Annotated in this window: 16 protein-coding genes; 3 read left to right on the forward strand and 13 right to left on the reverse strand. The window is 70.8% G+C overall.

Annotation, left to right across the window (positions count from 1 at the left end):
- Positions 1 to 109: 109 nt before the first annotated feature.
- The 3 genes from ABZS64_RS31230 to rpe form a co-directional block, all read right to left on the reverse strand.
- Entirely contained in the window at positions 110 to 1,552 is a 1,443-nt protein-coding gene (locus tag ABZS64_RS31230) for a GuaB1 family IMP dehydrogenase-related protein (protein WP_355837012.1), read from the reverse strand.
- A 164-nt stretch (positions 1,553 to 1,716) separates the two neighbouring features.
- Complete coding sequence (locus tag ABZS64_RS31235) at positions 1,717 to 2,751, reverse strand: sugar-binding domain-containing protein (protein ID WP_355837014.1); 1,035 nt, start codon at positions 2,749 to 2,751, stop codon at positions 1,717 to 1,719.
- 75 nt (positions 2,752 to 2,826) lie between these two features.
- Positions 2,827 to 3,513, reverse strand: a complete 687-nt coding sequence (gene rpe / locus ABZS64_RS31240) for a ribulose-phosphate 3-epimerase (protein WP_355837016.1) — start codon at positions 3,511 to 3,513, stop codon at positions 2,827 to 2,829.
- Positions 3,514 to 3,670: 157 nt separating this feature from the next.
- Between rpe and ABZS64_RS31245 the strand changes: the two genes are divergently transcribed.
- The gene (locus tag ABZS64_RS31245; RefSeq protein WP_355837018.1) at positions 3,671 to 5,872 is read left to right on the forward strand and encodes an MMPL family transporter; all 2,202 of its coding nucleotides are present in this window, start codon (positions 3,671 to 3,673) and stop codon (positions 5,870 to 5,872) included.
- A gap of 104 nt (positions 5,873 to 5,976) precedes the next feature.
- Positions 5,977 to 7,104, forward strand: coding sequence for a CapA family protein (locus tag ABZS64_RS31250; RefSeq protein WP_355837020.1), 1,128 nt, complete (start codon positions 5,977 to 5,979; stop codon positions 7,102 to 7,104).
- A 12-nt stretch (positions 7,105 to 7,116) separates the two neighbouring features.
- Here ABZS64_RS31250 and ABZS64_RS31255 read toward each other — a convergent pair whose 3' ends face one another.
- Entirely contained in the window at positions 7,117 to 8,550 is a 1,434-nt protein-coding gene (locus ABZS64_RS31255; protein ID WP_355837022.1) for a transcription antitermination factor NusB, read from the reverse strand.
- 32 nt (positions 8,551 to 8,582) lie between these two features.
- Positions 8,583 to 9,527, reverse strand: a complete 945-nt coding sequence (fmt, locus tag ABZS64_RS31260) for a methionyl-tRNA formyltransferase (protein ID WP_355837024.1) — start codon at positions 9,525 to 9,527, stop codon at positions 8,583 to 8,585.
- 276 nt (positions 9,528 to 9,803) lie between these two features.
- Between fmt and ABZS64_RS31265 the strand changes: the two genes are divergently transcribed.
- The gene (locus tag ABZS64_RS31265; RefSeq protein WP_355837026.1) at positions 9,804 to 10,340 is read left to right on the forward strand and encodes a hypothetical protein; all 537 of its coding nucleotides are present in this window, start codon (positions 9,804 to 9,806) and stop codon (positions 10,338 to 10,340) included.
- Positions 10,341 to 10,594: 254 nt separating this feature from the next.
- Here ABZS64_RS31265 and ABZS64_RS31270 read toward each other — a convergent pair whose 3' ends face one another.
- From ABZS64_RS31270 to ABZS64_RS31305, 8 genes are all read right to left on the reverse strand, one after another.
- Positions 10,595 to 12,739 carry a primosomal protein N' gene (locus ABZS64_RS31270; protein WP_355837028.1) on the reverse strand — a complete coding sequence of 715 codons (2,145 nt, stop codon included), beginning with the start codon at positions 12,737 to 12,739 and terminating at the stop codon, positions 10,595 to 10,597.
- Positions 12,740 to 12,820: 81 nt separating this feature from the next.
- On the reverse strand, positions 12,821 to 14,029 hold the full coding sequence (gene metK, locus ABZS64_RS31275; protein ID WP_355837030.1) for a methionine adenosyltransferase: 1,209 nt from the start codon (positions 14,027 to 14,029) through the stop codon (positions 12,821 to 12,823).
- A 242-nt stretch (positions 14,030 to 14,271) separates the two neighbouring features.
- On the reverse strand, positions 14,272 to 15,474 hold the full coding sequence (gene coaBC, locus ABZS64_RS31280; RefSeq protein ID WP_355837032.1) for a bifunctional phosphopantothenoylcysteine decarboxylase/phosphopantothenate--cysteine ligase CoaBC: 1,203 nt from the start codon (positions 15,472 to 15,474) through the stop codon (positions 14,272 to 14,274).
- A gap of 90 nt (positions 15,475 to 15,564) precedes the next feature.
- A complete protein-coding gene (gene rpoZ, locus ABZS64_RS31285; RefSeq protein ID WP_005319902.1) occupies positions 15,565 to 15,837 on the reverse strand; it encodes a DNA-directed RNA polymerase subunit omega in 273 nt (90 codons plus the stop codon).
- A 42-nt stretch (positions 15,838 to 15,879) separates the two neighbouring features.
- Positions 15,880 to 16,443 (reverse strand): guanylate kinase, encoded by a 564-nt coding sequence (gene gmk / locus ABZS64_RS31290; RefSeq protein ID WP_355837034.1) that lies wholly within the window; start codon positions 16,441 to 16,443, stop codon positions 15,880 to 15,882.
- A 38-nt stretch (positions 16,444 to 16,481) separates the two neighbouring features.
- The gene (locus tag ABZS64_RS31295) at positions 16,482 to 16,805 is read right to left on the reverse strand and encodes an integration host factor (RefSeq protein WP_307664661.1); all 324 of its coding nucleotides are present in this window, start codon (positions 16,803 to 16,805) and stop codon (positions 16,482 to 16,484) included.
- A 278-nt stretch (positions 16,806 to 17,083) separates the two neighbouring features.
- Positions 17,084 to 17,935 carry an orotidine-5'-phosphate decarboxylase gene (pyrF, locus tag ABZS64_RS31300; RefSeq protein ID WP_355837036.1) on the reverse strand — a complete coding sequence of 284 codons (852 nt, stop codon included), beginning with the start codon at positions 17,933 to 17,935 and terminating at the stop codon, positions 17,084 to 17,086.
- On the reverse strand, positions 17,932 to 19,041 hold the full coding sequence (locus tag ABZS64_RS31305) for a quinone-dependent dihydroorotate dehydrogenase (protein ID WP_355837037.1): 1,110 nt from the start codon (positions 19,039 to 19,041) through the stop codon (positions 17,932 to 17,934). The genes pyrF and ABZS64_RS31305 overlap by 4 nt, the downstream gene beginning before the upstream one ends.
- Positions 19,042 to 19,055: the final 14 nt, after the last annotated feature.

The raw sequence follows: 19,055 nt of genomic DNA on the forward strand, positions 1-19,055 counted from the left end.
CGCGTATACCCCGACCTGCGCCGCGCATGCCTGTGAGTACGAGGAGTTGGAGGAAATGCCACGTCCGGCCGCCGCGATGTTCGCGATGACCGGACGTGGGTGATTCGTGCTAGTTCCAGCTGGCGTGCAGCGGCTTGCCCTCGGCGTAACCGGCGGCGCTCTGCACACCGACGACCGCCTTCTCGGCGAACTCCTCGAGCGAGCCCGCACCGGCGTACGTGCACGAGGAGCGGACGCCCGCGATGATCGAGTCGATCAGGTCCTCGACGCCCGGACGGGTCGGGTCGAGGAACATGCGCGAGGTGGAGATGCCCTCCTCGAACAGCGCCTTGCGGGCACGGTCGTAGGACGACTCCTCGCTCGTGCGGTTCTGCACCGCGCGGGCCGAGGCCATGCCGAACGACTCCTTGTAGAAGCGTCCGTCGGCGGACTGCTGAAGGTCGCCCGGCGACTCGTAGGTCCCGGCGAACCAGGAGCCGATCATGACGTTGGACGCGCCCGCGGCCAGCGCCATCGCGACATCACGCGGGTGGCGGACACCGCCGTCGGCCCAGACGTGCTTGCCGTACTTCTTGGCCTCGGCGGCGCATTCGAGGACCGCGGAGAACTGCGGGCGGCCCACACCGGTCATCATCCGGGTGGTGCACATGGCGCCGGGGCCGACACCGACCTTGATGATGTCCGCGCCGGCCTCGATGAGGTCGCGCACACCCTCGGCGGCGACGATGTTGCCCGCGACGATCGGCACGTGCGGGTCGAGCGCACGCACCTGCTTGATCGCGTTGATCATCGACTCCTGGTGGCCGTGCGCGGTGTCGATGACGAGCGTGTCCACGCCCGCGTCGAGCAGCTGCTTGGCCTTGGCCGCGAAGTCGCCGTTGATGCCCACGGCAGCGGCGATGCGCAGCTTGCCGCTGGCGTCGACGGCCGGGGTGTAGAGGGTCGCGCGCAGCGCGCCCTTGCGGGTGAGAATGCCGGCGAGCCGACCGTCCTTGTCCACGGCGGGGGCGTACCGGCGGTTGGCGTGGTCGAGCTTGTTGAACGCGTCGCGCGGGTCGATGTCCGCGTCGAGCAGCAGCAGGTCCCGGGACATGACCTCGGACAGCTGCGTGAAGCGGTCGACGCCGGAGAGGTCCGCGTCGGTGACGACACCGACGGGCCGGTGGTCGGCGTCGACGACGACGCCCGCGTCGTGGGCGCGCTTCGGCAGCAGGGACAGCGCGTCGGCGACGGTCTGGCCGGGGGCGAGCACGATCGGCGTGTCAAGAACGAGATGGCGCGTCTTGACCCAGGAGATGACGTCGGTGACGACGTCGATCGGGATGTCCTGGGGAATGACGACGAGGCCGCCGCGGCGGGCGAGCGTCTCGGCCATCCGGCGTCCCGCGATGGCGGTCATGTTCGCGACGACCAGCGGAATGGTGGTGCCGGAGCCGTCGGGGGAGGACAGGTCGACGCCCTGTCGGGAGCCCACGGCGGAGCGGCTCGGCACCATGAACACGTCGTCGTACGTCAGGTCGTACGGCGGCTTCAGGTCATTGAGGAAACGCACGTGCAGAACATCCCAGTCGATCGGAGTCGGCCCCCGGGCATTTCAGCCGGGGAAATCGCACGTACTTCATTCTCCCACGACCGTGCGAATGCCATGCCCGGGAGAAAACTCCAGCTCACGGGCATGGTCCCCGGCAGATCCTCCAAACAGTTTCCCGACGGGCGTCAGTCGTCCGGGTCCGCCCGGTCCAGCGCGGGGCGCGGTCCCGGGGGCGCCGACAGCAGATGGTCCGCGGCCGCCGTGTCCGTCACCAGGCTGGTGACGAGCCCGGAGCGCAGGACGGCCGCGATCGCCTCCGCCTTGCGCTGGCCGCCCGCGATCGCGACCACCTCGGGGATACGCCGGAGCCGGTCGGCCTCGACCGTGATGCAGCGTTCGCCCAGGTCACGGCCGACCCGGCGGCCCTCGGCGTCGAAGAGGTGCGCGGACATCTCGGCGGCGACGCCGAGCGAGGCGTAGTGCGCGCGCTCCTCGTCGGTGAGCATGTCGTGCACGGTCGAGATACCCGGCTCCCACGAACCGATGGAGACGGCCGCGACGGTGACCTTGTCGAAGTACTCGAAGGCGCGGGCGATGCCGGTCTGGTTGCGCAGCGCCGCGGCGGTTGCCGGGTCCGGCAGCAGCATCGGGGCGTAGATGGGGTGGGCCTCGCCGCCGGAGACCTGCGCGGCGCGGCGCACGGCCTCGACCGAGCCGCGCTCGGCGGTCCCCGCGTCGTACACGCCCGTGAGCTGCACGACCGTGCACGGCGGCAGCCGGTCGAGCGCTGCGGCCATGTGGATGGTGGAGCGGCCCCAGGCCAGCCCCAGCACATCGCCCTCGTTCACCAGCTCGCCGAGGAGGTCGGCGGCGACTTCGCCGAGGTTCTCCGGGTCGGGCGATTCCTCTTCGCCCTCCGCCGGGGATTCGACGACGACCGCGTGCCGCAGTCCGTAGCGGGCGCGGAGCGCGTCGGAGCGCTCGGCGTCCAGCTCTGCGGGGACGCGGATCTCGATCCGTACGAGATCACGTTCGAGTGCGGTCTCCAGGACCCGGGCGACCTTGAAGCGGCTGACGCCGAACTCCTCAGCGATCTGGATCTTGGATTTGCCCTCGAGATAGAAGCGGCGGGCCATGGCCGCCGCCTGCACCAGCTCCGCGGGTCCCATCCGCATGGCTGACCGGCCCGTCGACACCGCGATCTCCTCACTGCTGTACACACTCCGGATCCGTCATCCTGTCAGATCCGCTGGTTCTTGATCAGCCCTGTTGGGTTGAGTTCACTTGCTTGTGGCTCAGTGGTTGCACGCCCATGCGGCCGAGGAGATGGCTTCCTCGGCCTTGGCACGCAGCGAGCGCACGGCCTGCGCCGGGTCCTTGGCCCCGTAGACGGCCGAGCCGGCGACGAACACATCAGCGCCGGCCTCGGCACACCGTTCGATGGTCGCGTCCGATACGCCACCGTCGACCTGGAGCCAGAGCTCAAGGCCGTGCTTGGAGATCAGCTCCCTGGTACGGCGGATCTTGGGCAGCATGATGTCGAGGAATGCCTGGCCGCCGAAGCCCGGCTCCACGGTCATGATCAGCAGCATGTCGAGCTCGGGGAGCAGGTCCTCGTACGGCTCGATGGGCGTGGCGGGCTTGAGCGCCATCGAGGCGCGGGCGCCCTTCGCCCTGATCTCCCGTGCGAGGCGTACGGGCGCGGCCGCCGCCTCGACATGGAAGGTGACGGATCCGGCCCCTGCTTCGACGTACTGCGGAGCCCATCGATCGGGGTCATCGATCATCAGATGGCAGTCCAGCGGGGTGTCCGCAGCCCGGCTGAGAGATTCCACGACCGGCACGCCCAGCGTGAGGTTGGGCACGAAGTGGTTGTCCATGACATCGACATGGAGCCAGTCGGCGCCTTCGACTGCCTTCGCCTCCTCCGCCAGGCGAGAGAAGTCGGCGGAGAGGATACTGGGGCTGATCTGTACGGCCATGGGCCAAGCCTGCCATGTTCCGGGCCTCTTCCCCTCCTCGGTACGACTCCCGGTACGGACCAAAGGCTCCCGGGATCAGCACACTCCGTGCAATCCTGGCGATTCGGCCCACTGCTCAGGGCGATATGGCCCGCCACGAGGGGCAATTGGGGGCGTCATGCCGGACGCGCACAAGGGACAAGAGCGGCCCAAGAAGGGTGTCGCCCACTTTGTCTGCGGTCGGCGCAGCAAATGGGTCGTCGTGGTGCTCTGGCTGGCCGTGATGGTGCTCGCCTTCCCCCTGGCGTCGAAGCTCGGCGACGCCCAGGACAACGACGCCGCGTCCTGGCTGCCCGGCAGTGCCGAATCCACCCAAGTGCTCCAGGAATCCAACGGGTTCAGGCCCGAGGTCATCCCGGCTGTCGTCATCTACGCGCGCGACAGCGGCCTGACCCCGGCCGACCGGCAGACCATCAACGAGGACATCGCGGCGATCAGGCAGCTGCGGGACCACGGCGTACGCGGCAACGAGGTCCGCGGACCGATCCTGGACCGGCCGGTCGACCCGCGGGCCGCCCAGGTCTACGTACCGATCACCATGGACGAGAAGGGCTGGGACCGGATCGCGCCCGCCGTCGACTCCATCCGCGACGAGACGGGCAAGAGCAGCGCCGGACTGAGCGTGCACATCACCGGCCCCGGTGGCACGGCCGCCGACTTCTCCAAGGCCTTCGAGGGCATCGACTCGACCCTGCTGTTCGCGGCGCTCGGCGTCGTGATCGTCATGCTGCTGATCACCTTCCGCAGTCCGACGCTGCTGCTGGTCCCGGTGATCTCGGTGATCGTCGCGCTCTCCGCTGCGCAGGCGCTGATCTATCTCCTGGCCACGCATGCCGATCTGACCGTCAACGGGCAGAGCGCAGGCATCCTGACCGTCCTCGTCTTCGGCGCGGGGACGGACTATGCCCTGTTGCTGGTCGCCCGCTACCGCGAGGAGCTGCGCCGTCACGAGGACCGGCACGAGGCGATGGCTCTGGCGATGCACCGCGCCGGGCCCGCGGTGCTGGCCAGCGGCGCGACCGTGGTGCTCGGCATGCTGGTCCTGCTGTTCGCCGAGATGAATTCCACCAGCGGTCTCGGCCCGGTCGCCGCGATCGGTGTCGCGGTCGCCATGGTGTCCATGCTGACGCTCTTCCCCGCCCTGCTGGTGATCTTCGGCCGCTGGATCTTCTGGCCCGCGATCCCGCACTTGGGCTCGCCCGAGCCCACCGAGCGGGGCTTCTGGGCCCGTACGGGACGGCGTATCGCCGGCCGCCCGCGGGCGACGTGGGGCATCACCGCCGTCATTCTCGCGGCGTTCGCCCTGGGCCTGACCCAGCTGCGGGCCGAGGGCATCAGCAACGCCGACGCCTTCACCGGCAAACCGGATTCGATTGTCGGGCAGACGGTCCAGGCCACGTACTTCCCCGCGGGCAGCGGCGACCCACTGGTGATCATCAGCAATGCGCCACAGGCCCGCCAGGTCGGCGCGACCGTCGCCACGACGCCCGGCGTGGTCCCCCGGTCGATCACAATCCCGCCCGGCACAAAACCGCTGAACGACGGCCGCGTGCTGTTCGAGGCGACCATGACGAATCCCGCCGACAGCCAGGCGGCCAAGGTCACGGTCGACCGAGTACGGGACGCGGTGCACGCTGTCCCGGACGCCGATGCCCAGGTGGGCGGCGGCACGGCAGCCCTGCTGGACGCGGAGAACGCCACCACGCACGACAACTACCTGATCATTCCGCTGGTTCTGGTCGTGGTGCTGCTGGTGCTCATGTTGCTGCTGCGCGCCCTGATCGCCCCGCTGCTGCTGATCGGGACGGTGGTCCTGTCCTTCGCGGCGGCGCTGGGCCTGAGCGCGCTGGCGTTCCTGTACATCTTCGACTACGCCGGTGAGGCGACGGACTTCCCGCTGTTCGTCTTCGTCTTCCTGGTGGCCCTGGGCATCGACTACAACATCTTCCTGACCACCCGTATCCGCGAGGAAGCGCGCCGTCAGGGCACCAGACAGGGTGTGCTGACCGGCCTGGCGACGACGGGCGCGGTCATCACCTCGGCGGGCCTGGTCCTCGCGGGCACCTTCGCCGCGCTGGGCACGCTGCCGATGGTCGCCTTCGCGGAGATCGGCTTCGCGGTGGCGCTCGGCGTGCTGCTGGACACCCTCGTCGTACGGTCCGTGCTGGTCACAGGTCTGTTCCTGGACGTGGGGCCGAAGGTGTGGTGGCCACACCGGCAGGCCCGCGAGGACGAGCCGCGGGTGCCGGAGCGCGTGGTGGCCGGCAGTGGTGCGTCGGGCGGAGGTTCCGCGCCGAGCGGGCCCTCGACCGACGACTGAGCCGTTGCCGGGCTGTCAACGCGGACGCCGCCGGGGCGCGTGCCGAGGGCGTCTGCCGGGGTCCGGCCCGACGCGAACCGGGTCGGAGGTCCTAGCCTGAGGGCATGCGCGGTGAACCGGCCACGCTGTTCCTCGGCGGCGACGTCATGCTCGGCCGTGGTGTCGACCAGATCCTTCCGCACCCCGGTAATCCAGTGCTGCAGGAGACCTGGCTGAAGGACGCCCGCGCCTATGTCGAACTGGCGGAGGCGGCGAACGGCCCGATTCCCCGGCCTGCCGGCTTCGCCTGGCCCTGGGGCGATGCCCTGCGGGTGCTCGACGAGGCCGCACCCGACGCACGGATCCTCAATCTGGAGACCAGCGTCACGCAGAGCGACGAGATCGCACCCGGCAAAGAGGTCCGCTACCGGATGCACCCCGCCAACCTGCCCTGCTTGGCCGCCGCCCGTCCTGACGTCTGCGCACTGGCCAACAACCATGTCCTGGACTACGGCCGCCGCGGGCTGGAAGAGACACTCGACGCCCTGCTCGGCGCCGGGCTGCAGACGGCAGGGGCGGGCCGGAACGCCGTCGAGGCCCGCCGTCCCGCGATCGTCCCCGTCGGCGGCGACATCAGGTTCCTGGTCTTCTCCTTCGGAATGGCATCCAGCGGCATCCCGCGGAACTGGGCCGCCACGGAAGACCGGAGCGGGGTCGACTTCGTGTCCGGACCGTCGCTCACCGCCGCGGCCCAACTGGCCACGCGGGTACGGCAGTCCAAACGACCGGGCGACATCACGGTCGCCTCGATCCACTGGGGTTCCAACTGGGGCTACGACGTCTCGCGCGACCAGATCCGCTTCGCCCACGCGCTCGTCGACGGCGGCGTGGATGTCGTGCACGGGCACTCCTCGCACCATGCCAGGCCGCTTGAGGTGTACGGCGGAAAGCTCATCGCCTACGGCTGCGGCGACCTGATCGACGACTACGAGGGGATCGGCAGCTACAAGCAGTACCGCGACGACCTGCGGCTGCTGTACCTCGTCTCGCTGGCGCCGGGGACCGGCAAGCTCCTCGACGTACGCATCACACCGCTGCAGTCCCGGCGGATGCGGCTGGAGCACGCCTCGGACGAAGACACCCGGTGGCTTCTGGGCCTCCTCGACCGGATCAGCCGCGGCTTCAGCTCACGCATCGAATCCGGGCCGGACGGGACCATCACGGTCCGTCCGGCCCGGGGTGGGGCGATGTGACGCGCCCTCGTCTCAGGCCGTACGACGCAGCAGCGCGAGGTACATCGCGTCCGTGCCGTGCAGATGCGGCCACAGCTGCACATCGGGCCCTTCGCCCAGCGCGGGAACACCCGGCATCAGGGGCCTGGCGTCCAGCAGCTCTGCCTCCGCGGCCTCACCGCCGCGGCCCTTGAGCACGTCATCCACGACCACCCTGGTCTCGGCGAGATGCGGCGAGCAGGTCGCGTACCCGACCACTCCCCCGACCCGTACCGCCTTCAACGCCTCGCGCAGCAGGGCGCGTTGGAGCGGCGCGAAGCCCTCCAGGTCCTCGGGGCGGCGACGCCAGCGGGCCTCGGGGCGGCGACGCAGTGCGCCGAGCCCGGTGCAGGGGACGTCGACGAGTACGCGGTCGAAGGAGCCCTCACGCCACGGCGGGCGCGTGCCGTCGGCAGCGATGACCTGGTAGGGGCCCGGGTTGCCGGCCAGCGCACGCTCGACCAGCCGGGCACGGTGCGGCTGCTTCTCGGATGCAAGCAGCGACGCGCCCCGTTGCGCGGCGAGCGCGGCCAGCAGTGCGGCCTTGCCGCCGGGGCCTGCGCAGCCGTCGAGCCAGCGCTCGTCAGGTCCTTCCAGCGGCGCGTCGGCCAGGGCGATCGCGACGAGCTGACTGCCCTCGTCCTGGACCCCGGCCCGGCCCTCCCGTACGGCCTCGATGGCGCCGGGTTCGCCGCCCTCGGCGAGCCGCACGGCGTACGGCGACCAGCGCCCCGGCTGCCCGGACTCCTCGCCCAGCACATCGAGCAGTTCGTCGGTCGTGGAGCGTCCGGGCCTGGCGACGAGAGTCACCTCGGGCCGCTCGTTGTCGGCCTCCAGCAGGTCCTCGATCCCGGCGCGCCCGCCGCCCAGCGAGTCCCACAGCGCGGAGACGACCCACCGCGGATGCGAGTGCACCACGGCCAGATGGTCCTCGGCGTCATCGTCGTACGGCGGCGCGACCCGCTCCAGCCAGGTGTCCAGGTCGTCCTGCGAGATCTTGCGCAGAACGGCGTTGACGAACTTCGCCCGCCCGTCGCCGAGAACCACCCGTGCCAACTCCACGCTCGCCGAGACCGCCGCGTGCGTGGGGATCCGGGTCCCGAGCAGCTGGTGCGCGCCGAGCGCCAGCACGTCGAGCACCGGCGGGTCGACCTCGCGCAGCGGCCGGTCGATGCACGCCGAGATGATCGCGTCGTACGTGCCCTGGCGGCGCAGCGTCCCGTACACCAGCTCGGTGGCGAGCGCCGCGTCACGCCCGTCGAAGTCGTCTTTCTCGCGGGCCTTCTTCAGCAGGGGCGGCAGGACGAGGTTGGCGTACGCGTCCCTCTCGTCGACGGCCCTGAGCGCCTCATAGGCGAGGATCCGCACGGGATCCTTCTTGGGGCGGCGGTACGGCTTCGGGGGACGGCGATGTGCCTGCTCGTTCAAAGGTGCTCCGCGATTGAAAGGGTCGAACGCTCTCAGCCTACGTCCGCGGCGCCCACTCGCTCGCCCGGGGCAATGCGCACCCCCCGCGCCCAGTCGGCCGCACGCATCGGCTTCTTGCCCTGCGGCTGGACCCAGAGCAGCTCGACGGCGTGCGATCCGGTACCGACGTACACATTGTTCTTGCCTGCCGAGAGCTCGCCGGGCGCGAGGTCCGTACGGTCGGGCACCAGCGCCACCTGGATCAGCTTGAGCCGCTCGCCGCGGAAGACCGTCCACGCGCCGGGCGCGGGGGTGCAGCCGCGGACGAGGCGGTCGACGCGGAGCGCCGGGGCCTTCCAGTCCACATGGGCGTCCTCGACGGTGATCTTCGGCGCGAGCGTGATGCCCTCGGCAGGCTGCGGCACGGCCTTGAGCGTGCCGTCCTCGATGCCGTCCATGGTCGCGGCGAGCAGGCCTGCACCGGCGAAGGCGAGCCGGGTGAGCAGGTCGCCGCTGGTGTCGGTGGACCGTACATGCTCGGTGATCACGCCGTAGACCGGCCCGGAGTCGAGACCCTCCTCGATCAGGAAGGTCGACGCGCCCGTCATCTCGTCCCCGGCGAGGATCGCGTGCTGGACGGGTGCGGCACCGCGCCAGGCGGGCAGCAGCGAGAAGTGCAGATTGACCCAGCCACGTGCGGGCACATCGAGGGCAGCCTTGGGCAGCAACGCGCCGTAGGCGACGACCGGGCAGCAGTCCGGCGCGATCTCGCGCAGCCGCTCCAGGAACGCCTCGTCACGCGGGCTGGCCGGCTTCAGCACCTCGATCCCGGCCTCCTCGGCACGCTGCGCGACCGGGCTGGCCACCAGATGGCGGCCGCGCCCGGCGGGTGCGTCGGGCCGGGTGACGACGGCGGCCACTTCATGCCGGTCGGAGGCGATCAGGGCGTCCAGGGACGGTACGGCGACCTCGGGGGTGCCTGCGAAGACGAGCTTCATCGGTGGCTGACTGCCTCTCAGGCTGGTACGTGCGGACAGCTGCTGCTGCGTGCGGCGCGATTCGGTGCGCTGCGTGCGGTGACGAGCAGCACACCAGTCTATGGGGCCGGGCGGCAGGGGGCGTACGGACGGCCGTGCGCCCCGCGCATATGCGCATACGCCCCCGCACCGTGACCACATCGCCGGGTAGAGCGTTGGTCAAGAGAGATTGACCGAAGCGGGCCGCCCCGGATGCGGCCCGGCCCCTTTTTCAACGCCGGTTCGAGAGGCTTGTCAATGGCCGACCACGCAACCCACGACGCCCAAGCCAGGGCAAGTCTGCACCTGTTGGTGCGGGACATCGAGCGGGTCCGCCGTCAGGTGGACGCATTGCGCACGCTGACCGCCCAGCTGGGCAATGTCTACCGCCCGCGCCGCTCAGGCCCCTCCACGGGCTTCGTCGTCTACGGCAGGGCCCCGGCCCCGACCGTCCGTCTGGCGCAGGAGCTGCGGGACAGCGTCGAGACACTGGTGACCGCGGCGGTGGACTTCGACCGTTCGCTGGGTTTCTCGTGGGACGCGGTGGGCTCGGCTCTCGGGGTCACCAAGCAGGCGGTCCACCGCCGTTACGGCGCGCGGCGGGCCGCCCAGCAGGCGGGCACCGCGGATGTGGACCACGGCGCGGACACGGCGACGACCCGCACACTGCCGGTGGGCCCGAGCCTGCCGGGCGTCCCCGCCGCCCGCGCGATGCCGCCGCAGCCGACGGCCAGCAGCCAATCCCTCCGCGAGGAGGCCCGCCCGAGCGCCTTCCCCGGCCCGCGCAACGGCTGACCTTCCGCCCGGCTGCCCCTGCCCTGACGGGTGGGGGCAGCCGTTTGCTGTACGAGACTCCCGCAGGCGGTCGCGAGGGCGGACCCGTAGGTGGAGGTGTGGGAGGACGCCTGGGCGGCCCCGCACGAGGACGCGCAGGCGGACGCGTGAGCGGTCCCGCAGGCGGTCGCTCGGGGCGCACCCCGCGGCTACGGCCCGCGTCGGCCGCACCCGCCGGCCGCACCCGCGGCGTTCGCGGTCCGCCGACGCGCCCCTCAGCCGATGTCCGGCGGGTCGACCCTGATCCGGACCTGCTCGGTGCCCCCTCGGGCCATCCGGGCGGCCTGCGCCGACTTCAGCGCGGCGGCCAGCGCCGCTCCACTGCCCGGCCGCACCCTCAGCAGCACCCGCTCCCATGCCTCGCCCACCGGGGGATCACCCGGTCTTCGGGGCCTGCCCGGGTCCGTGATCCGCAGCGGAACCGGGCCCAGCACCTCTGTGTCACCCGGTAGTTCGGCACTCGCCACAAACGCGGCGACCGCCTCCGCCCGGCCCGAGACCGCCGCCATCCGCGACACCGGCGGGAACCCGAGCTCTGCCCGCTCGGCCAGCTCGCGCTGTGCGTGCCCGACCGGGTCCCAGCGCACGAGCGCCTGCACAGGACGCAGCGTCGGCTCGGCGACGACCACCACGGTGCCGCCCTCGCCCTGACCGCGTACCAGCGCGGCGGCGTCCATCCAGCGCCGCAGCGCGTCCTCGCCCGCGCGCAGATCGGGCCGCCCCAGCATCGCCCAGCCGTCCAGCAGCAGCGCCGCCGCGTACCCGCCCTCGGCCACGGGCTCCGCGCCGGGCGTGCTCACCACCAGCGCGGGCCGTCCGGGCACGGTGTCCAGCACATGGTCCCGCCCCGACGTGCGGACCTGAACGGCCGGGAAGGCCCGGCCCAGCTCCTCGGCCGTACGCCGAGCACCCACGATCTGGGCGCGCAGTCGATTACTGCCGCACTCGACGCAGTGCCAGTCGGGCGCACCGCGCCCGCACCAGCCGCACTTCAGATCCCGCTCGTCCGGCGCCTCCAGCGGGCCCGAGCAGTGCCGGCACCGGGCGGGCGTACGGCACCGCTCGCAGGCGAGCCTGGGCACATAGCCGCGCCTGGGCACCTGGACCAGCACCGGACCGCTCTTGAGTCCGTCTCGCACGGTCTGCCAGGCCAGACTGGGCAGCCGTGCCGCCCGCGCGGCCCCGTCGCGAGCCAGCTCGCCGTCCCCGACCGTACGCACCAGGGGCGCGGCCTTGCGCACCCGCTCGCGGTCGGCGATCAGCGGCAGCGCCCAGCCGCTCTCCACCAGCTGCGCCGCCTCGACCGTGCAGCTCGTACTGCCCAGCAGGAAGCCGCACGTGTCGTGCTTGGCCCGCAGTTCGAGCACTTCACGCACATGCGGGAACGGTGCGTTCTCGTCGCTGTGGCTGGAGTCGCCGTCGTCCCAGATCGCGACAAGGCCGAGATTCTGTACGGGGGCGAACATCGCGGCCCGGGTCCCGACGACGGCCCGCACCGACCCCCGTCGCACGGCGAGCCACTGCCGGTACCGCTTCTCGGGCCCGGATTCGGCGGTCAGCAGCGCATGCCGACCCTCCCCGAGCAGGGCTGTGAGCGCGGCATCCACCCGCGCGGCCCGCCGCCCGTCGGGCACGACGACCAGCGCGCCCCGCCCCGAGGCGAGTGTCGCCGCGACGGCCCGCGCCAGCTCGTCCGGCCACTGCGGCCCGGGCAACGCGGTCCACACGGCTCGCGGCGCGCCCCCACTCGCAAGCGCCTCCAGGAACGCCGCCCCCCGGCCGTACCTCCCCCAGCTCCCGGCCTCCGGTGCCACGGGCGGCGGCAGCGGCTCCGGGGATGGCTTCGCCTCGGCCCGTCCGTTCCTCGGCGGAACGGCGAGCTGCAGCACATCCGCCAGGCTCCCCGCATACCGATCGGCGACCGCACGCGCGAGGGCAAGCGTCTCCGGGCTGAGCACCGGCTCGGGCGAGACAACATAGGCGAGCGCTGCGAGCGCTCCCGCATAGTCCGTCTCGGCACGCCGCTCGATGAGAAACCCGTCGATCAGCCCGCCCCCTTCGCGCCGCCCCGCCCGAACCCGATGCTCCCCGGCCCCGAAGCGCACGCGCACCCGCACCCCCGGCTGCGCGTCCGCGTCCAACTCCTCGGGCACGGCGTAGTCGAAGTACTGATCGAGATGCAGCACGCCCTTGTTGACCATCACCCGCGCCACGGGCAGCTCCTTGGCCAGCGCGGCCCCCCGCCAGGTCCGCGGTTTGGCCTTGGGCACCTTGGCCTTGCGCACCGTCTCCCGAATGAGCGCAAGCTGCTCGGGCCCGTCGGCGGCGGGCTCTTCGGGCTGCTTGTTGTCGCTGCTCACAGCCAAATTCCTACCAGATGCCACTGACAGCCGAACGGCCCCGGACCTTGTCGGTCCGGGGCCGCCGTGAGCGTGCCGTGCTTACAGACCCGCGGCCTTGCGCAGCGCGTCCACGCGGTCCGTGCGCTCCCATGTGAAGTCCGGCAGCTCGCGGCCGAAGTGGCCGTACGCCGCCGTCTGCGCGTAGATCGGGCGCAGCAGGTCGAGGTCGCGGATGATCGCCGCCGGGCGCAGGTCGAAGACCTCCGCGATGGCCTGCTCGATCTTGTCGACGTCGACCGACGCCGTGCCGAAGGTCTCGACGAAGAGGCCGACCGGCTCGGCCTTGCCGATCGCGTACGCGACCTGGACCTCGCAGCGGGCGGCGAGGCCGGCGGCCACGACGTTCTTCGCGACCCAGCGCATCGCGTACGCCGCCGAGCGGTCCACCTTCGACGGGTCCTTGCCGGAGAAGGCACCGCCGCCGTGGCGGGCCATGCCGCCGTAGGTGTCGATGATGATCTTGCGGCCGGTCAGGCCGGCGTCGCCCATCGGGCCGCCGATCTCGAAGCGGCCGGTCGGGTTGACCAGCAGCCGGTAGCCGTCGGTGTCCAGCTTGATGCCGTCGTCGATGAGCTGCTTGAGCACGTGCTCGACGACGAACTCACGGATGTCGGGCGCGAGCAGCGAGTCCAGGTCGATGTCGGACGCGTGCTGCGAGGAGACGACCACGGTGTCCAGGCGCACGGCCTTGTCGCCGTCGTACTCGATGGTGACCTGGGTCTTGCCGTCGGGGCGCAGGTACGGGATGGTCCCGTTCTTGCGGACCTCGGACAGCCGGCGGGAGAGCCGGTGCGCCAGGTGGATCGGCAGCGGCATCAGCTCGGGGGTCTCGTCGCAGGCGTAGCCGAACATCAGGCCCTGGTCGCCGGCGCCCTGCTTGTCGAGCTCGTCCTCGTCGCCCTCGACCCGCTTCTCGTACGCGGTGTCGACGCCCTGCGCGATGTCCGGCGACTGCGCACCGATGGAGACCGAGACGCCGCAGGACGCGCCGTCGAAGCCCTTCTTCGAGGAGTCGTAGCCGATCTCGAGGATCTTGTTGCGCACCAGCGTGGGGATGTCGGCGTACGCCTTGGTGGTCACCTCGCCGGCGACATGCACCAGACCCGTGGTGATCAAGGTCTCCACGGCGACCCGGGAGGTCGGGTCCTCCCGCAGAAGGGCGTCGAGAATCGTGTCGCTGATTTGGTCAGCGATCTTGTCGGGGTGACCCTCGGTCACGGACTCCGAGGTGAACAGACGACGGGACACAATGCTCCCTGGGGTTGCAGCGGCTGCTGGCTGATCATTGGCGGACCGGCCGGGGGCTGCGCCCCGCGACGTTCCATGACCAGTTTATCTGGCGCCCTCCGCCACCGGTCCACCCGTCTCGCTCCGTGGGAGCTCTTTGACCTGTGCTCGGGCGCAGGACTCTAGAACGATAGACCCCAATCAGGGGTCGATATGCCAGATTTCACCCAGTTTCATCCGGCCGCTGAGGCGAACCCAAGAATTCACCCAAGCCGCGGCACGACCAGGTCCCACACGGTGTCCGCCAGGGACTCCTTGGGCCCGTACGGGACCGGCGTCTCGCCGCCGTCCGCCGCGAGGACGACGGCCTCGTTCTCCTCGGAGCCGAAGGTCTTGCGCTCCCCCACCTCGTTCACCACGAGCAGATCGCAGCCTTTGCGGCGCAGCTTCTCGCGGCCGTTGCTGAGAACGTCGTCCGTCTCGGCGGCGAAGCCGACGATCACCTGGCCGGAACGGGCCCGTTCGGCGGAGATCTCGGCGAGGATGTCGGGGTTGCGGACCAGCCCGATGGGCGCGGGCTCCTGGCCGTCCTTCTTCTTGATCTTGCCCGCGGCGTACGCGGCGGGGCGGAAGTCCGCCACGGCCGCGGCCATCACCACGGCGTCGGCGTCCGACGCGGCCTTCAGCACGGCCTCGCGCAGCTGGACCGCCGTTCCCACATGGACGACGTCGACGCCCGCCGGGTCCGCGATGCCGGTGTTGGCCTCGATGAGCGTGACGCGCGCGCCACGGGCCGCGGCGGTGCGGGCGAGGGCGTACCCCTGCTTGCCCGACGATCGGTTCCCCAGGTAGCGCACCGGGTCCAGCGGCTCGCGCGTGCCGCCCGCGCTGACGACCACATGGCGGCCCGCCAGGTCCGGCGCCGCCACGCCGCGGGCGAGCACCCTGCGGCAGACCTCGAAGATCTCGCCAGGTTCGGGCAGCCGTCCCTTGCCGGTGTCGACGCCGGTGAGCCGGCCGACCGCGGGCTCGATGACCACGGCTCCCCGGCGGCGCAGCGTCTCAACGTTTTCCTGGGTTGCGGGGTGCTCCCACATCTCGGTGTGCATGGCGGGCGCGAAGATCACGGGACAGCGCGCCGTGAGGAGCGTATTGGTGAGCAGGTCGTCGGCGAGGCCGTGCGCCGCCTTGGCGAGCATGTCGGCGGTGGCCGGGGCGACGACGACCAGATCGGCGCCCTGCCCGATCCGTACGTGCGGAACCTCGTGGACGTCGGACCAGACCTCGGTCGACACGGGGTGGCCGGAGAGCGCGGACCAGGTCGCTGCGCCGACGAAGTTCAGCGCAGACCCGGTCGGCACCACGCGTACGTCGTGACCCGACTCCGTCAGCCTCCGCAGCAGCTCGCACGCCTTGTACGCGGCGATGCCTCCGCTGACCCCCAGAACGACCTTCGGCTTGTCCACTGCGTCTCCCCGCACTCGGATGCGTACCCCAATCACACACCACAGGCCCGGCGGACGCGCCGCCGGGCCTGTGGTGAAGAGCGTAAAACGCTACTGAGCCGGGCCCTCAATGGCCTCCGAGGTCAGCAGACCCGCGTTGATCTCACGCAGGGCGATCGAGAGCGGCTTCTCGTGGACGTGGGTGTCCACCAGCGGACCGACGTACTCGAGGAGACCCTCGCCGAGCTGCGAGTAGTACGCGTTGATCTGGCGCGCGCGCTTGGCCGCGTAGATCACAAGGCTGTACTTCGAGTCGGTGGCCTCGAGCAGCTCGTCGATCGGCGGGTTGATGATGCCCTCGGGCGCAGTGATGGAAGAGGACACTCTCTAGCCTTCCGAAGAACTTGCAAAATGATCGGACAAAGATCAAACAACTGCCATCAAGGCTAGCAGCTCACGCGCCACGTCCTCGACGGAGGTATTGACCAGGGTGACATCGAACTCCGACTCGGCGGCCAGCTCTACCTTCGCGACCGCAAGCCGACGCTCGATGACCTCGGGGGACTCGGTTCCGCGGCCGGTGAGCCGACGGACCAGCTCTTCCCAGCTCGGCGGGGCCAGGAAGACAAGCTGCGAATCCGGCATGGATTCCTTGACCTGCCGCGCGCCCTGGAGATCGATCTCCAGCAGCACCGGCTCGCCCGCCTCCAGGCGGTCGAGCACCGCACGGCGCGGCGTGCCGTAGCGATTGCCCGCGAACTCGGCCCATTCCAGCAGCTCGCCATTGGCGATCAGCTTGTCGAATTCCTCGTCGGTGACGAAGAAATACTGAACGCCGTGACGTTCGCCGGGGCGCGGCTTTCTTGTGGTGGCCGACACCGAGAGCCATACCTCGGGGTGGACCTTGCGCATATGGGCGACGACCGTGCTCTTGCCGACCCCGGAGGGGCCGGAGAGCACGGTCAGCCGCGGACGTACCTCTGCTGCCATGCAGCGATTATCCAGGTTCCCGGGAGTGCCCGAGAACGTCAGGCGGCGCCGCCGCCGAACTCGCGCTCAAGAGAGGCGATCTGGTTGGAGCCGAGACCCCGCACACGACGGCTCTCGGAGATGCCGAGCCGCTCCATGAGCTGCTTGGCGCGGACCTTGCCCACGCCCGGCAGGGACTCAAGGAGAGCGGAGACCTTCATCTTGCCGATGACGTCGTTCTCCTGACCCTGCTTGATGACCTCGTGGAGCGAGGCGCCGGAGTGCTTGAGTCGATTCTTGACCTCGGCCCGCTCCCGGCGAGCCGCGGCGGCCTTTTCGAGCGCGGCTGCGCGCTGTTCAGGGGTAAGGGGCGGAAGAGCCACGCCTACGTCACCTCGGATGTCGAACTGTCGGATACGGACCGGTGAGGAACCTAGGCGCGCCTCACCAGGGCGAGCAACGAGCAACGAAGTGCACGTTCGCTCTTCGACGGAGACTAGCGGCCAAGGCCGCTCCAGTCAGCGAGAACAGACGAAAAGTCCTGGTCAGCATCGACCGACCAGGACATTTGCGACATATCGACCAAGTTTTGGGCCAAGATTTCGTCAACGTGGTCGATGCAGCAATTTTCGCGGAGGTGTTCGAGGCCCCCGACAAGGGGCTAAACGCCCGAGACCGCCGCTCGTACCTCGTCCGCGAAGCGCGTCGCCGACTCCCTCAGCGCCGCCACGTCCGGACCGTGGCGCAGAACGCCCCGGCTGACACTCGGTACGACGTTTCCGACCGCCGGGCCGAAGACTCCGGGAAGGTCCGCGGGGGTCGCGCCCTGCGCGCCGATACCGGGTGCCAGAAGCGGCCCGTTGATGTCGAGATTCACGCCCGCGTCGCCCAGCGTCGCGCCGACGACCGCGCCGACCGACCCCATCGGTTCGGCGCCGGCGTTCTCCACCGCCATGTGGTCGAGCATCACCTGCGCCAGCGACCGCCCGTCCGCGGCCGTGGAGCGCTGCACCTCCGCGCCCTCCGGATTCGAGGTGAGAGCCAGCACGAAGACGCCCGCACCCGAGACCGCGGCCGCGTCCAGCGCCGGACGCAGCGAGCCGAAGCCCAGATACGGAGAAACCGTCACCGCGTCCGAGAACAGCGGCGAGTCCTTGTCGAGGTAGGTCGCGGCGTACGCGGCCATCGTCGAGCCGATGTCGCCCCGCTTGGCGTCCATGATCACCAGCGCGCCCGCGGCCCGCGCCTCCTCGACCGCCTTCTCCAGTACGGCAATGCCGCGCGAGCCGAAGCGCTCGAAGAACGCCGACTGCGGCTTCAGGACGGCGACCCGGTCGGCCAGCGCCTCCACCGTCGTACGCGTGAAGCGCTCCAGGCCCGCGATGTCGTCACCCAGGCCCCAGGCGGTCAGCAGCGACGCGTGCGGGTCGATCCCGACGCAGAGCGGGCCGCGGGTGTCCATGGCGTGGCGCAGGCGCGCGCCGAAGGGCGCAGTGGTCTCCAGGGGACTCATGCGGTGGCCTTTCGCGTCTCGGCGCCGACCGCGTCGGCGAGGGTGGCGTACGGGCTGGCTGCCAGGCGGGCGGCCAGGCCCTTGTGGATCGCGCGGGCGTAGAAGGGGCCCTCGTAGATGAAGGCGCTGTAGCCCTGGACGAGCGTGGCGCCCGCCAGGATGCGCTGCCAGGCGTCCTCGGCGTTCTCGATGCCGCCGACGCCCACCAGGGTGATCCGGTCGCCCACGCGCGCGTAGAGGCGGCTCAGGACCTCCAGGGAGCGTTCCTTGACCGGCGCGCCGGACAGTCCGCCGGTCTCCTTCACCAGCGCCGGGTCGGACTTCAGGCCGAGACCCTCGCGGGCGATGGTCGTGTTGGTGGCGATGATGCCGTCCAGGCCCAGTTCGAGGGCGAGGTCGGCGACCGCGTCGACGTCCTCGTCCGCGAGGTCGGGGGCGATCTTGACCAGGAGCGGGACGCGGCGGTCGGTGACCGTGCGGTCGGCGGCCTCGCGAACCGCGGTCAGCAGCGGGCGCAGCGACTCGGTGGCCTGGAGGTTGCGCAGGCCGGGGGTGTTCGGCGAGGAGACGTTCACGACGAGGTAGTCGGCGTGCTCGGCCAGCCGCTCGGTCGACATCACGTAGTCGGCGGCGGCCTCGGCCTCCGGGACGGCCTTCGTCTTGCCGATGTTGACGCCGACGACGGTCTTGAAGACCGGCACGCGCGCGTGGAGGCGCTCCGCGACCGCCGCCGAGCCCTCGTTGTTGAAGCCCATGCGGTTGATCAGCGCGCGGTCCGGTACGAGGCGGAAGAGGCGCTTCTTCGGGTTGCCGGGCTGCGCCTCGCCCGTGACCGTGCCGATCTCGATGTGGTCGAAGCCGAGCATCGACATGCCGTCGATGGCGACGGCGTTCTTGTCGAAGCCGGCGGCGAGGCCGAAGGGGCCGTGCATACGCAGGCCGAATGCCTCGGTACGCAGCTCCTTGTAGCGCGGCGCGAGAGCCGCGGCGACGAACGTACGCAGGACGGGGGTGCGGACCGCGAGGCGGATCCAGCGGAAGGCCAGGTAGTGGGCCTGCTCCGGATCCATGCGCTTGAAGACGAGGTTGAAGAAGAGCTTGTACATGGTGGTGTCCAGGT

This window comes from Streptomyces sp. NPDC005408 (assembly GCF_040606445.1).
GTDB lineage: Bacteria > Actinomycetota > Actinomycetes > Streptomycetales > Streptomycetaceae > Streptomyces.